This window comes from Trichocoleus sp. FACHB-46, assembly GCF_014695385.1.
Lineage (GTDB): Bacteria > Cyanobacteriota > Cyanobacteriia > FACHB-46 > FACHB-46 > Trichocoleus.
Genome location: NZ_JACJOD010000006.1, coordinates 774,430 through 789,198 on the forward strand (window position 1 = coordinate 774,430; position 14,769 = coordinate 789,198).

9 protein-coding genes and 1 pseudogene are annotated in these 14,769 nt (G+C 48.3%); 3 read left to right on the plus strand and 7 right to left on the minus strand.

Annotated features, from left to right (window positions below; genetic code table 11):
* Positions 1–101 precede the first annotated feature (101 nt).
* From metH to H6F72_RS29575, 5 genes and pseudogenes are all read right to left on the minus strand, one after another.
* Positions 102–3,710, minus strand: a complete 3,609-nt coding sequence (gene metH / locus H6F72_RS03700) for a methionine synthase (RefSeq protein WP_190431870.1) — start codon at positions 3,708–3,710, stop codon at positions 102–104.
* A 116-nt stretch (positions 3,711–3,826) separates the two neighbouring features.
* Entirely contained in the window at positions 3,827–4,048 is a 222-nt protein-coding gene (locus tag H6F72_RS03705; protein WP_190431872.1) for a hypothetical protein, read from the minus strand.
* Positions 4,032–4,193, minus strand: a pseudogene (locus H6F72_RS03710) (BrnT family toxin); the annotation flags it as partial. The gene H6F72_RS03705 and the pseudogene H6F72_RS03710, both read right to left, overlap by 17 nt.
* A 165-nt stretch (positions 4,194–4,358) precedes the next feature.
* On the minus strand, positions 4,359–5,981 hold the full coding sequence (locus H6F72_RS03715) for a DVUA0089 family protein (protein WP_190431874.1): 1,623 nt from the start codon (positions 5,979–5,981) through the stop codon (positions 4,359–4,361).
* A 230-nt stretch (positions 5,982–6,211) separates the two neighbouring features.
* Complete coding sequence (locus tag H6F72_RS29575) at positions 6,212–6,406, minus strand: hypothetical protein (RefSeq protein WP_199298831.1); 195 nt, start codon at positions 6,404–6,406, stop codon at positions 6,212–6,214.
* Between the two features lie 381 nt (positions 6,407–6,787).
* Here H6F72_RS29575 and H6F72_RS03725 point away from each other — a divergent pair, with 381 nt between their 5' ends.
* Complete coding sequence (locus H6F72_RS03725; protein WP_190431876.1) at positions 6,788–7,009, plus strand: hypothetical protein; 222 nt, start codon at positions 6,788–6,790, stop codon at positions 7,007–7,009.
* 100 nt (positions 7,010–7,109) lie between these two features.
* Here H6F72_RS03725 and H6F72_RS03730 read toward each other — a convergent pair whose 3' ends face one another.
* Complete coding sequence (locus H6F72_RS03730) at positions 7,110–8,759, minus strand: calcium-binding protein (protein ID WP_190431878.1); 1,650 nt, start codon at positions 8,757–8,759, stop codon at positions 7,110–7,112.
* A gap of 233 nt (positions 8,760–8,992) precedes the next feature.
* The gene (locus H6F72_RS03735) at positions 8,993–10,639 is read right to left on the minus strand and encodes a calcium-binding protein (RefSeq protein ID WP_190431880.1); all 1,647 of its coding nucleotides are present in this window, start codon (positions 10,637–10,639) and stop codon (positions 8,993–8,995) included.
* Positions 10,640–11,394: 755 nt separating this feature from the next.
* Here H6F72_RS03735 and H6F72_RS03740 point away from each other — a divergent pair.
* Both H6F72_RS03740 and H6F72_RS03745 read left to right on the plus strand, forming a co-directional pair.
* Positions 11,395–13,386, plus strand: a complete 1,992-nt coding sequence (locus tag H6F72_RS03740) for a diguanylate cyclase domain-containing protein (protein WP_190431887.1) — start codon at positions 11,395–11,397, stop codon at positions 13,384–13,386.
* A gap of 72 nt (positions 13,387–13,458) precedes the next feature.
* Positions 13,459–14,409: a YihY/virulence factor BrkB family protein gene (locus H6F72_RS03745; protein WP_190431890.1), complete on the plus strand. Its 951-nt coding sequence runs from the start codon at positions 13,459–13,461 to the stop codon at positions 14,407–14,409.
* The last annotated feature ends 360 nt before the right edge of the window (positions 14,410–14,769 follow it).

Genomic DNA, 14,769 nt, shown 5'->3' on the forward strand with positions numbered 1-14,769 from the left:
CCAGTGCCTTTTCCTGGATGATAATCGCGATCGCTAAAGCGGCTGATAGAAGATAAAAAGCTTTGCGATCGCGTTTGCTGGTGCCGACCTAGACGCTGAGTTTAAGCGCTAAAGTATTTTGCTTCTGGGTGATAGGCAATCATGGCCGTGGTGGATTGCTCTGGGTAGAGTTGTTCGCTTTCGTCCATGTGTAAGTGGATGCGATCGCTGCCTAACAAGTCCAGCAATTTGTATTGGTCTTGCATGTTGGGGCAGGCGGGGTAGCCGAAGCTGTACCGAGAACCGCGATAGCGCTGCGCCAAGATATCCCGAATGCTCTCCGGGTCTTCATTGCCAAACCCCAGTTCGCGACGAATCCGGGCATGAAGCCACTCGGCCAGAGCTTCCGCCATCTGCACCGCTAACCCGTGGAAGTATAGGTAGTCGGTGTAGTTATGGGCCTCAAACAGTTTTTTGGCGTATTCCGTGGCAATCTCGCCCATTGTCACCGCTTGCATGGGGAACACATCAATCTGGCCTAACTCCTTGGGAGCAAAGAAGTCAGCAATACAGAAGCGACGAAGCGATCGCTGACGAGGGAATTTGAAAGTCGCGATCGGATCTCCCAAAGATGAACCATTCGTGGCTACAGCAGGATTATAGAGATAAAGAGAATTTCCTTCTGCCTGACAAGGGAAATATCCGTAGATTGCTTGAGGATGTAACAGCTTCTCCCCAACAATCTTCTGTTTCCACTGCTCCAGAACTGGATATACCTTCTCTTGTAAGAAGGCATCATACTCTTCCCGCGATTGCTCTCTGGGCTTACGGAACTGCCACTGTCCCGCGATCAGTGCTTGCAGATCGAGATATCCAAATAACTCCTCTACAGGGATATCTTCAGATTGCAAAACTTGGGTGCCCCAGAAAGGAGGGGTGGGTCGAGGGATATCGATCGCGATCGCTTCTGAGCGCTGGGTGTTTTCGGTGAGGGGTGAGGAGTCAGGGGTGAGGAGTGATCCAGATTCATTACTGGCGATCGCGTTATCTCCTTGAGAGCTGAATTCTTGTTCCAACTCCTCTCTCTTCTCTTCTCTCCCCTCACCTAAAAATCCCACGCGATCGTCCCATTCACCTGCATGTTTGGCAGGCATGAGTTTGTCCATGAAATGTAGATCGGAGAAAGCATCTTTGCCGTAGATTACCTGGCCTTTGTAAGCGCGACGGCAATCTTCATTCACAAACTTCGGGGTGAGTGCTGCGCCACCAAGAATCACTGGAACCGTAATTCCTCGCTCGTTAAATATCTCCAAGTTCTCTTTCATGAACGCAGTAGACTTCACCAGTAGACCGCTCATGGCGATACAGTCAGCCTGATGTTTCTCGTAGGCTTCAATGATGTTGTCTACAGGTTGCTTAATACCGATGTTAACGACTTTGTAGCCGTTGTTGGTGAGGATAATATCTACCAAGTTCTTGCCAATATCATGCACATCTCCTTTTACTGTGGCGATCACCACCGTTCCTTTGGCCTGCCCAGATTCTTCCTTCTCCATAAAGGGTTCTAAATGGGCAACTGCGGCTTTCATAGTTTCTGCTGACTGCAACACGAAGGGAAGCTGCATTTGCCCAGAGCCAAACAGTTCCCCGACGACTTTCATGCCATCAAGCAAGAATGTGTTGACGATCTCTAAGGGGGGATACTTCTCCAGTGCTTTGGTGAGTTGTTCTTCTAAGCCGATTCTTTCACCGTCGATGATGTGGCGCTTCAAGCGTTCTTCGACTGGGAGTTTGTCATCTTCCGAGCGATCGCGTTTGGTGGTCTTACCTTCAAACAGCGTAGTGAGTTCGCCTAGTGGATCATAAACACAGACATCTCCTTCAAATTGCCGCTCATCATAAATCAGCTTGCGGCACACTTCTTGGTGTTCTGGCTCGATCTTCGCCAATGGCAGAATCTTGTTGGGGCTCACGATCGCCGCATCCATGCCTGCCTCCATCGCCTCATGCAAGAACATGGAGTTCAGCACAACGCGGGCCGCAGGATTGAGGCCAAAGGAGACATTGGAGACACCCAAGATCATGTGGCAACCAGGCAACTCAGCCCGAATCCGGCGAATTGCTTCAATCGTGGCTTTGCCGTTGGCTCGATCTTCCTCAATCCCGGTTGAAATCGGCAAGGCGAGGGGGTCAAAGAAGATCTCGTGAGCAGGAATGCCGTATTCCACAGCGGCTCGGTAGGCACGCTGGGCGATCGCAAATTTTCTCTCGGCGGTGCGGGCCATCCCCTCTTCATCGATGGTGCCGACAACCACACCCGCCCCATATTCCTTCGCCAGTTCCAGCACTTTGTAGAATCGATCTTCACCGTCTTCATAGTTGGTGGAGTTCAGCAAGCACTTCCCGCCCGCGACTTTCAGCCCTGCCTCCATCTTTTCCCACTCAGTAGAGTCGAGCATCAGCGGCAGCGTCACGTTGGTTACGAGGCGCGACACCAGTTCCCGCATATCCCGCACGCCGTCGCGTCCCACATAATCGACGTTGACATCGAGGATATGAGCACCTTCCCGCACCTGAGCTTTGGCTAGCGACACCAACCCATCCCAATCTTCGGCATTGAGCAAGTCGCGGCACTTCTTAGAACCGCTGGCGTTGAGGCGTTCTCCGACAATCAAGAAAGAATTGTCTTGCTCATAGGGTTGAGCGCTGTAAATCGAGGACGCTGAAGGCACGTAATGGATCGGTGCCCGACCCGTAGCCTCAGTGGAGGGCCGCACCTCGCGAGTCTTAGGCGTGAGAGTTTGAGCGACCTCGGCCAACTGCTGAATATGGTCAGGCCGAGTCCCGCAACAACCACCAATCACCTGCACACCCCAATCTTCGATAAACCGCAGCAGCGACATCCGCAGTTCCATTGGGGTTAGCTTGTAGTGAGCGTGACCGCCAATGTTTTCGGGCAGACCTGCGTTGGGGATACAGGAGACCACAAACGGTGAATATTCACACAAATACTTGATGTGTTCGGCCATGCGATCAGGGCCAGTGGCGCAGTTGAGGCCCAGAATATCGATCGGGTATGGCTCCAGGATCGACAATACGGCACTAATATCAGAACCAACCAGCATCGTGCCCTGGACTTCCATCGTCACCGATACCATCAACGCGCGGCGATCTCCCTTCTTCTGGAACACCGACTCTACCGCATTCAGGGCTGCCTTAATTTGCAGCACGTCTTGGCAGGTTTCGATAATGAACAAATCCACCCCACCATCAAACAAGCCTTCCGCTTGTTCGGCAAAAGCGGCTTTTAGAGTATCGTAGTCGATGTTGCCCAGCGTCGGCAGTTTGGTCCCTGGCCCCATTGAACCCGCCACAAATCGGGGTTTTTCGGGGGTGGAAAACTCAGCCGCTACACTTTTTGCCAGCTCAGCCGCAGCTTTGTTGAGGTAATAAGCCTTGTCCGCCAAGTCGTACTCAGCCAAGACAAACGAGCTAGCGCCAAATGTATCAGTTTCAATTACATCGGCTCCCGCAATCAGGAAGTCGCGATGCACTTTGGCGACGGCTTCTGGCTTGGTATGGATTAGATACTCGTTACACCCTTCGTACTCCGGGCCACCAAAGTCTTCAGCAGTTAGGTTCTGGGTTTGCAGCGAGGTACCCATTGCCCCATCAAACACAAGAACAGGGCGATCGGGACTGTGAAGACGCGCGAGGAAGGGGCTAGTCATAGCAATACTGAGCGAGGTTCTTAAATAATCATGATCCAGTAAGCTCTAGATTACCAATCCTGCTCGGTATCTGGGGAGTTTTTATAAATTGAGGGCGCGATCGCTAATCTGAATAACTAAGCTTTTTGACGCTCAGCAATTTGGATGAGTAACCGTAACGCTTCATTGACCGCTTTAGCCGTTGGGAATGCTTGAGCTACATCAGGATCTAGCAATACCAAATTAGTTCCTGCCTGATAGCGCTCTGCATATTTGCCTCGTACACCTCCCTGAAGCTGAGAAAAATCGTATTCAGAGCGCCATTCATCTTCTGGTTCGTGATCAGTTTCCTTCTTCATAAAATCTCTGCTCTTGGCGTGTCGCGATTCGGGCGCTAATAATACGGGTGCGATCGCCTCGATCGGTATGAGCTACAACCAGCAATCGGCCCAATTGAGATAACCTGATAGTAACGTATCGGCTCTCTCCAGTTATTGCATCCCCAAAACTTAGGTAAGGCGATCGCTAATCTGAAAAAGTATTGGAGCGATTGCGCTTGACCAAAACTTGAAGGAGCGATCGCAATTCTCTGTAAAAAAGGGGGCATTTTGCCCCCAGATGCAGTCAAAAAATTGAGAGAGGAGCTAGTTACTCCTTTTTTTACGTAGTTTAGACAACAATCAGATTGTTCAAGTTACCGCTATATCCTGTAATCTCAACAATTGAATCTTGAGCGGCTGAAAATCCTGCATTGCCGTCGTTAAACGCTATAAAAGTGCGCTGAGTGACAGATCCTTTACCACCACTCTCGATTAGATCAAATGCCACTGCACTATTGCTACCAAATCGGTCTTGCGTTAAAAGCCCTTGCATCGCTTTTTCTTGCAGAGAATAGACTTGGCCGACGTAGGTAACAGCTCCTGTAATGACGTTAGTAGGTGCGTCAATCAGGTCTGTATTCCATCCATAATAATCAAGATCAAGATCTGTAATGCGATCAAACTTTGTGAGCTGAGAATCACCGAGCGTTTCGAAGACAAAGGTGTCTGACTGGTTATAGTACCAAGTGGATGAATTGTTTCCGCCAGTTAGGATATCTGCATCCGCTCCTCCTATGAGCCGATCTGCGCCATCACCGCCGTCTAGTTTGTCACTGCCTGCTCCGGCAAAGATTTCGTCATTTCCGCCAAATCCCCGCAGGATATCACTGCCACCCAAGCCATAAATATATTCACCCTGATCGCTACCAGAGATAGTGTCTGGCCTACTACCACCATTTAAGACCTGTTTGACTTCTAGATAAACCCAACCAATGCTAGTCGCGCCTAGGCTGTCACTGACGGTGTAGCTAAAACTTGCACCTGCAACGCCAGCGTTGGGAGTAAAGGAGATGTTGCCTGTATTTGGATCGATTTGAACTGTGCCGCTGAAGGCATCACTGACACCTGTGATAGTCAGAGGGTTATCTCCGTCAGGATCGAAGTCATTCGCCAATAACTCAGTGCTATTGATAGTGCTGGTTGTATCTCCACGCACTACTTTAAAGTCAGATCCTGTAACAGGTGAAGAATTCAGGACATTCACAAATGCAGTGGCAGTGTCACTACCGCCAGCACCATCAGTTATAGCGTAGTCAAAGGATGCGGTTCCAACAAATCCTGAGCTTGGAGTAAATACGATATAGCCATTTTGGTCGAGTTGAACAGTGCCATTGGTGGCGTTACTCACTTCTGTAACAGAGAGGGGATTTCCGTCAATATCGGAATCATTCCAAAGCAATTCCCCAGAAAAGAAGAATCTTGACTGATCGTGAGTAATAGAGAAATAGTCATCATTAGCAGTTGGTGGCTCGTTGAAGTTGGGACCAACTCCAATCGAGAGTGTATAGCTACCCGTAGAACCAGACGTACCGCTGCTTTCAATGTTGGGGTCGTAGCTAAAGTTTGAATAACCGCTTACACCCACATAATAAGTTCCAGCACTGGGAACAATGAATCTAATAAAGGAGTCAAGACCATCAAAGTCATCATTGCGAGCTATTTCATTACCGTTGGCATCAAATAAGCGCAGGGCTGAATCTAGGAAAGATCCTAAATTTCTTGCATCAATGTCGAGTGTGATTCGATCTCCAGCATTGGCAACCTCAAACTTGAAGAAATCTACATCTTGCCCACTGTAAGAGTTGTCGCCAATGACACCACTATCAATGAAGTTTCCAGAAGCAATCAGACCCGTGTCAACTGCCGTAGCAAGTGTGTCATTCAATAGAAGATTCGTTTCAGTAGCAACCATTCAAGTCCCTTCAATTAAAACTCAATGTCTGGAATGTCTTATGACTATCCCCTGGGGAATACAAAATCAAAATAGACAATTCCAGATAGCGTTGCTCTAATTTTTTTGCAAGAAAAGAACCAAGCCCAACAGAAATAGTTCTCTTTGCCTAAATTGATTGCAGTTTGGGTCAGAAGGTATGTAGATAAAAATGCGATCGCGCTTGACCAATGTTTGAAGGGGCGATCGCTTTATGTTTTGTCGTCTTTTACCCATCTAGGAAGCTGAAGTTCAAACTCCAACACTTTTTTGAAGTCATGAATGATCGATCGCATACTCTCAATACTGGTGATGAGGGTCTGTTGTCCTTTTTTCCAGTCTGTGCGATCGACGGTGCCAATGACGAGGTAATCATTACCAATCAAATTTGGTTTGCCCTGTTGCATACACATTGCTGCTAATAGTTCCTCCAATTCATCTTGATGAAGAATTAGTAGCTCGCAGGAAGGGCAATAACGACAGGTCTTATTGAGTATGAGAGGTTGTATTGGTTCTAAGAACACGAAGAGGGGAAACTTCGTAGTTTGGTTTTAGCCTCGCATTTGGGGCAGGAAGTAAACCGTGCATCTTTGTAAGGATTCAAGAAAAATTTGTGGCGAGGTGTTTGCTTGCCGAAATGTTTCATTTTCCTCCCCTGTTCAGCATTTTAACGTTAGGCTAGCCGATCGCGATCGCCTGATGCCGTTTTTGATGTTTTTTAACTGAACTTACTGGTTACTCCGGTTTAAGCTGACGTTATAGGGAGTTATGTCACGAGAGAGTGCCTTATGTCTGACACAAAAACTCTACCTCGCCTCAGCGAAGCGCAGGTTCATCAACTTGCGACCAAGCAGAGTTTTGAACGGGGCGATCGCTATTACCGCGATGGTGCAATGATCAATCCAACACTTCAAGGATTGGAATTGCGGGCGGATTGTCAAGGTTCAGGGCTCTATGTTCTCTGGGTGCACGTAGATAACATAGCCAAAGCTACTGCCAAAGGCACCTAATACCAATATTGAACTAGATAGTCCAGAGCGATCGCCCTTGTATTCCAATTGCAAAGGCGATCGCTTTTTGTAGTTTTATGGCCTGAACATCATTATCTAGTTAGGCAGACATCACCCAACTCTGGAGATTAGAACTGAATTGAGTGAGGTCTACGTTTTTCACAATGGCAACAGTTTGGGCAGAACTAGTCTGGAACAGAATATCTGCGCCTTGAGGAATCGCTACACTAATGCTGCTACCAGAAGTCACAATCGAGTCGGTGCCAATCTGGAAATCTGTAATGACGTGAGGAGTGCCAGGGATGACGGACTCGTTAATCCAGAACTGGTCTCGGCCTGCTCCTCCTGTCATGGTGCTGCCTCTACTGCCACCAAATAACAAGTCATCACCATCACCACCCAACAGTTGGTCTGCGCCACCGAGTGCGCCTACTCTGCCCTCTGACTTACCATGCTGCATGTAGTGAGCAAATCCACTTGTGAAAACTCCCTGAGCCACTGCTGCTGCAATGTCTGCGTTGCTTCCGAGATAGTAGCTCTCGCTGTAGAAACTGCTGGGATTACGGCCTTCTTTGTGACCGTGCTGACTGAAGTGGTCAAATCCACTGGCGAAGGCTCCTTGAGCTACCGCTGCCGCGACATCTGAGTTGGTAGAGAGGTAGTATCTCTCATTAAACAGTAAGTCGTCGCTACGACCCTCAAATTGTCCATGATTTAGGAAGTGTTCTAATCCGCTGCTGAAGATACCCTGAGCTACCGCTACTGCCACATCCGGATTCTCACCCAGGTAGATTGTTTCATCGAAGGAGTGACTAGCGGCTCGACCTTCATACAGACCGTGGTTCACAAAGTGAACGAGACCACTGCTAAAAACACCCTGATCAACCGCAGCAGCCACATCTGGGTTCTGCTCTAAGTAGAGTGCTTCATCATAGAACTCGCTGGGGTTGCGTCCCTCATAGAGACCGTGTTGAGTAAAATGGTGAAAACCGTTGCGAAATACGCCTTGACCCACTGCTGCTGCGACATCTGAATTCTGCTCTAGATAGAAGGATTCATCAAACAACTGGGTGAGGATGCCTCCATCAGGTGCTCCAGTAAAACGAGCTTGCTGAGCTAGGGTAAAAGTACCATCAGATGCATCCTCAGCGATGAGGGTATCATTCCCTGCTCCTCCAGAGAGGATGTTGCTGCCGCGATTGCCAATGATGATGTTATCGAGGGTATTGCCTGTGCCATTCGTGTTTTGATGACCTGTGAGAGTCAAGTTTTCTAAGTTAGGACCCAAAGTCCAAGCAACACTCGATCGCACAGAATCTACACTGACTGGAATATCACCACCGAAGTCTTCCGATCGAATAGAATCACCAAGGCTATCAACAATAAAAATATTATTACCTGTGCCACCGCCACCATATAGGAAATCATCTCCATTTCCACCATTGAAGACAAAGGTGCTCCCATCCGTTGGCCCTAAATTATAAGTCACAATAGAGTCATTACCTGCCCCACCAAACAGGAAACCACCGCCGTCAGAAGCTTCTATAATGTCATCTCCCTCACCTCCATCCACAATATTGAAACCTTCGTAGGCATATAGAAAATCGCTGCCTGTACCGCCGAGGAGGAGGTTGTCACCAGCTCCATATATTTCATCATCTCCGCCTTGCCCATCTAAAATATCAAAAGAATCCTTATTTCCGGAATCATTCAAATAGTTGTTCTGCTCATCGCCAGCAATGTAAGCCATGTTAGATGTCCTTGAAATTTGTGAGTGTTGAATCTTGTCGGCAAGGCAATTCCTACGGTCTGGTATTACAGTAGAAAGCCTCAAAATTTGTGCTGATATCTATGGGGCAGAGATATCAGAAGCTATCTGAATGCAACATATAGAAGGCTTGGAAAACTCTTTGAGGGGTCGCAGTACGATCAAGCTGACAGGTATCTGGCGAGAAACTAGGCTGGTTATACGGACTAGGCTGGTTACGCAGAAACTAGCCAGTTGTTGGGATTAGAACTGAATTGACCAAAATCTACGTTTTTTACAATGGCAACAGTTTGAGCAGAACTAGTCTGGAACAGAATATCTGCGCCTTGAGGAATCGCTACACTAATGCTGCTACCAGAAGTCACAATCGAGTCGGTGCCAATCTGGAAATCTGTAATGACGTGAGGAGTGCCAGGGATGACAGACTCGTTAATCCAGAACTGATCTCGACCTGCTCCACCCGTCATGGTGCTGCCTCTACTGCCACCAAATAACAAGTCATCACCATCACCACCTAACAGTTGGTCTGCGCCACCGAGTGCGCCTACTCTGCCCTCTGACTTGCCATACTGCATGTAGTGAGCAAATCCACTTGTGAAAACTCCCTGAGTCACTGCTGTTGCGACATCTGAGTTGCTTTCTAGATAGTAGCTTTCACTATAGAAAGTGCTGGGGTTGCGGCCTTCTCGATGGCCATGCTGAGTAAAGTGATCAAAGCCAGTTTGAAAGGCACCCGCAGCGACTGCCGCCGCAACATCTGAGTTGGTAGATAGGTAGTATCTCTCGCTGAACAGCAAGTCATCACTACGACCCTCAAACTGTCCATGAGCCAAAAAATGCTCTAAGCCGCTGCTGATGACACCCTGAGCTACAGCCACAGCTACATCTGGATTCTCACCCAGATAGATTGTTTCATCGAAGGAGTGACTAGCGACTCGACCTTCATACAGACCGTGGTTCACAAAATGAACGAGACCACTGCTAAAAACACCCTGATCAACCGCAGCAGCCACATCTGGGTTCTGCTCTAAGTAGAGTGCTTCATCATAGAACTCGCTGGGGTTGCGTCCCTCATAGAGACCGTGTTGAGTAAAATGGTGAAAACCGTTGCGAAATACGCCTTGACCCACTGCTGCTGCGACATCTGGATTCTGCTCCAGATAGAAGGATTCATCAAACAGCTGAGTGAGGATGCCTCCATCAGGTGCTCCAGTGAAACGAGCTTGCTGAGCGAGGGTGAGAATACCTTCAGAGGTAGACTCAGCGATGAGGGTATCATTCCCTGCTCCTCCAGAGAGGATGTTGCTGCCGCGATTGCCAATGATGATGTTATCGAGGGTATTCCCTGTACCATTCGTGTTTTGATGGCCTGTGAGAGTCAAATTTTCTAAGTCAGGACCCAAAGTCCAAGCAACACTCGATCGCACAGTAGACACACTTGGTATTTGATTGTTGTAGTCCCACTCTCGAACACCATCGCCAACGCTATCGACGATGTAGATATGATTGCCTACACCACCATACATGAAGTCGTCTCCAACCCCACCATTGAGGACGAAGCTGACACCACTCGTATCCGTTACTGATGGAGCATCAGCCAGAATAAAGTCGTCGCCTGCGCCACCAAACAGAAAACCGCTCCCGCCATAAATTTCTATGTTGTCATTTCCTTCACCTCCATCTACGATATTGAAACCGTCAGAGGGATATATGAGATCGTTGCCTGCGCCGCCGAAGATGAGGTTATCGCCAGCTGTATATATCTCATCATTTCCACCTTGTCCATCCAAAATATCAAAGGAATCTTCACTTCCGGAATCATTCAAATAGTTATCCTGTTCGTCGCCAGCAATGTAAGCCATGTTAGATGTCCTTGAAATTTGTGAAGTTGTGAGTGTTGAATCTTGTCGACAAGGCAACTCCAACTGCCTGCGATCGCGGTAGGGAGCCTCGGATTTAGATCTGGTATTTTTGGGGTGTAGATACCAGATGCTATCTGAATGCAGAATGTAGAAGATTTGGAAAGCGTTTAAGAGAGACGATCGCTTCTGTAAGAGAATCTAAGAGACTAGAAAAACATGGATTACATTACTACCGCAGCTGCTATCTGGAGCGTTGTCTACCGTTAACCGAATAGCCGTCGTCGCTGTTACCAAAAATGATGTCATGCTTGATTCCTCCTAGATGCAGCGGGTGTCTATGTATCACCTTGTAGAATTAATGGTAAATTTTGTAACCTTATTTCAGCTTCCTCCAGTAGATTCACCCAGAAGCAGGATTTGGTAGATTTGCGGAGGATTTTTCTCCCAGCTCCCTCAAACCTAGTGATTGTCCTATATTGAGCTGCTCTTTAGGTGGCTGCAACCCAAATTTACTGGGTAGGGCGATCGCATCCAGACGAGCAACACTAGACTCTAACCGACATTAGACAAGCGGCAAACTGGAGGCTGGAGGCGTTAAGTTCAGCGGATTTTTCATCTTCCATCGTCATTAATTCACGCTCTTTAGATGATCACAGTACGATCAAGCTGAGGGGTATTAAAGGCTTGGGTTTTGAAACTTGGTGGATAAAAGCTAAGCTACCTCTCTGTATCAGCTTGCAACTTCTTTGGGTTCTATGTTTTTCCCTTCTGCACTCTGGCTTAGTTCAGCGATCGCTCATGATCACTTGAGTGTTTCGCCTGACCTACCTATGACTGAAGTTGTCAAGCTGATGAGCCAAGCTCATAAAAGCTATGTGTTAGTCGTAGATGCAGATCAGCTAGTTGGCATTTTTACTGAACGAGATGTGGTGAGACTGACAGCAGCCAAAACTTCCTGGTTAGAGGTGGCGATCGCTACGGTGATGACAACTCCTGTCATCACATTACAGGAATCTGAAGCTACGGATGTTTTGGTTCTGTTATCGCGCTTATGGAGATATCGGATTCGTCATTTGCCAATCTTAGATCAGCGAGAACGCATTATCGGTGTCGTGACTCGCCAAAGTATCCGCGAAGCCCTCAAGCCCGCAGCGCTACTCAAGGCGCGGCAGATTCATGAAGTCATGGTTAGCCCCGTGGTGGCTGCCCCCATCACGACCTCTGTGCTGCAACTCAGCCAACTCATGCACCAGCATCAGATTAGTTGCGTGGTTCTGGTACAGCCTGAGGCGACAAATCCAGCGATCGCAAAGCCAATTGGCATCTTGACGGAGCGGGATGTAGTGCGGTTACAGGCGCAAAATTTAGACTTGGCCCAAACCTCCGTAGTGGCAGTAATAAATCGGCCATTGCATGCCATCCAACCGCAAGCTTCTCTTTGGAGCGCCCACGAGCAGATGCAACAGCATCAAATCCGGCGATTAGTAGTAGTAGGAGAAGCGGGGGAGCTGCTAGGTTTGGTAACTCAAAGTAGCATCCTGCAATCGCTCGATCCGTTGGAGTTACATCCAACATTAGATGCGCTGCAACAGGAGGTAGAGGCTCGGACGCAAGAAATGCAGCAGACCAACGAGAAATTGCAGCGAGAAATTGTGGAACGGGTGAAAGTAGAACAAACGCTGCAAAGTCAAATTGCCAAAGAACAATTGATGAGTGCGATCGCCAATCACATGCGGCAGTCGTTGCATCTAGACACCATCTTGAACACAACCGTGGAGGAAGTGAGGCAGTTTCTGCAAGTCGATCGGGTGCTGATTTACCGCTTTGAATCGAATGGCAACAGTACCGTTGCTGTAGAGTCGGTAGCAACCGATCGGATGTCGATCGTGGGGAAGATGATGGAGGCTGCTTACTTTACCAAGCGTTGCCGCCAGTCTTATCAGATGGGGCAGATGCAAGCGATCGCCGACGTGACCCAAGCCAACTTGCCATCGCGTTACCTGCATTTGCTGGCTCTGCTTCAAGCTCGTGCAGCTTTAACTGTGCCCATTCTTCGAGGCGACGAACTTTGGGGGCTACTCAGTGCCTATCAATGTGGCCAACCGCGACAGTGGCAACCCTTAGAAATTGAGCTGCTGCAACAGTTATCGACTCAGGTCGGCATTGCGATTCAACAAGCCCAGCTTTACCAACAACTAGAAGTGGCGAACCAAGAGCTACGGCGGTTAGCAAATTCGGACGGGTTAACTGAGTTAGCCAACCGTCGCTCTTTTGACGAATATTTAGATAAAGAGTGGCGACGCGCCTTGCGACACCGGACGCCCCTAGCGCTGATCATGGGCGATGTTGATTTCTTTAAACGCTATAACGATTGTTATGGGCATCTCAGGGGCGATCGCTGTTTGCAACAAGTGGCGGCGGTGCTGCGTCAAACAGCAAAGCGACCAGCAGACCTAGCGGCTCGCTATGGGGGTGAGGAGTTTGCCATTCTACTACCCAATACAGAAGATCGAGGTGCGACCTTGGTGGCCACAGAAATTCAAACCCGGATTCAGACTTTGCGAATTCCTCATGCTCAGTCCTCGATTGCGGATTATGTCACCTTGAGTTTGGGGATTGCTTGCTTAGTTCCTCGAACTGGCATTGCTCCCACGTTCTTAATTGCCGCTGCTGACAAAGCTCTATATCAAGCAAAAATGGCAGGACGCGATCGCTACTTGATCTATCAGGAGTCAGCTCAAGGCTGAAGTTTCTAATTTATTGGCATTTCTGCATCGAATCTGTCAAAGTAATTCTCAAAGTGCTGTTGCTCCAAGCCCATGCTATCAGCTCGTTTTTTCCGCTTTTTTCAGCACCTAAACTGGAAAACGATTAAAGAAGTCATTGACTCTGCTGGTAAGCAGCGGCTACCAGGGCTCTCCGCAGAAATGGCTTACAACGCCATGTTGGGGCTGTTTCCGGCAATTTTGGCTGTTTTGACGGCGATTGGGCTATTTGAATCCCTGCAAGGAACGCTGCAAAGGCTAGCGTCTCAACTCAGTCAAGTCGCCCCTGAGGAAGTCCAGATTCTTATTCAAAACTTTGTCAGAGGCATCAGCCAAACCCGGAATCGTAGTTTGTTTTCCCTCAGTTTCATTGCAGCAATTTGGGCATCTTCCGGCGCGTTGAGTGCGGCAATGACGGCTTTTGACCACATCCAGCAAGTTCCACCAGAGCAAACTCGTCCGTTTTGGAAAGCTAAATTGGTTTCTGTCGCACTTACGGTCGGCACGATTTTGCTGTTACTGATGGCATCGTTTCTGATGTTTATTAGTGACTTGATCGTCAAGCATGTAGCCAGCCAAAGCGGTTTTTTAGGATCAGGGTTGCTGTCAACTTGGCGGCTACTGAGTTGGCCCTTGGCTCTGGGAATTGTCTCAGCAGCGTTTGCCTTTATTTATCGCTATGGTCCTAGCCAATGGAAGATTGGCACGCCCATTATGCCGGGAGCAGTACTGGCAGCAGTATTTTGGGCGATTCTCTCAAGTTTGTTTCGATATTATGTCTCCCATTTTGGCGACTTTAACCGAGCTTATGGTGCCATTGGTGCGGTGATTGTCTTGTTGCTCTGGCTTTACCTCAGCTCCTTGGTGCTCCTGATTGGCAACCAGTTAAATGTCACGGTGGGTGCAGCCATGCGGCAACAACACCGACAAAACGTGATTCAGGCAATCAAGCTATCGCGCTCGTTGCAGCCCAGCGACAATCCCACTACCGATAGTCAGAAATAAGAGAAACCAGAGGATGGCGCTGGAAAGAAACGATAAAACCCCAAACCCCCTCAAAATCCAAATCACCGTGGTAATGCCCAAGCAAATGAAAAAAAACTTGGTAGTAGGGTGAGAAAATTTCCGAGAGAAGTTATGCATTGCTCTTTACGTCCTCAACTCAGCAAAACGCTGTCAGCGATCGCCCTCATTGTGGCATGAGAAATAGAGCGAGTTAAACCAGTAGGGGCGGCTGAGAAATGTTTAATTAAGTAGAAATTGGTTTACAGATTCTTACAAAATTTTGCGGAATCTTTATTTAGAATCAACCCCTTTTCCTGGAGATCTAGGTAAGGTGGTGAATAAATCAAGTAGAACCTCGGT

Coding starts and splice junctions, on each gene's coding strand:
- H6F72_RS03705 (WP_190431872.1), bottom strand. CDS start 4,048: ATGAAGAAGGAAACTGATCACGAACCAGAAGATGAATGGCGCTCTGAA.
- H6F72_RS03715 (WP_190431874.1), bottom strand. CDS start 5,981: ATGGTTGCTACTGAAACGAATCTTCTATTGAATGACACACTTGCTACG.
- H6F72_RS03735 (WP_190431880.1), bottom strand. CDS start 10,639: ATGGCTTACATTGCTGGCGACGAACAGGATAACTATTTGAATGATTCC.
- H6F72_RS03740 (WP_190431887.1), top strand. CDS start 11,395: ATGTTTTTCCCTTCTGCACTCTGGCTTAGTTCAGCGATCGCTCATGAT.
- H6F72_RS03730 (WP_190431878.1), bottom strand. CDS start 8,759: ATGGCTTACATTGCTGGCGATGAGCAGAACAACTATTTGAATGATTCC.
- H6F72_RS29575 (WP_199298831.1), bottom strand. CDS start 6,406: ATGCAACAGGGCAAACCAAATTTGATTGGTAATGATTACCTCGTCATT.
- metH (WP_190431870.1), bottom strand. CDS start 3,710: ATGACTAGCCCCTTCCTCGCGCGTCTTCACAGTCCCGATCGCCCTGTT.
- H6F72_RS03725 (WP_190431876.1), top strand. CDS start 6,788: ATGTCTGACACAAAAACTCTACCTCGCCTCAGCGAAGCGCAGGTTCAT.
- H6F72_RS03745 (WP_190431890.1), top strand. CDS start 13,459: ATGCTATCAGCTCGTTTTTTCCGCTTTTTTCAGCACCTAAACTGGAAA.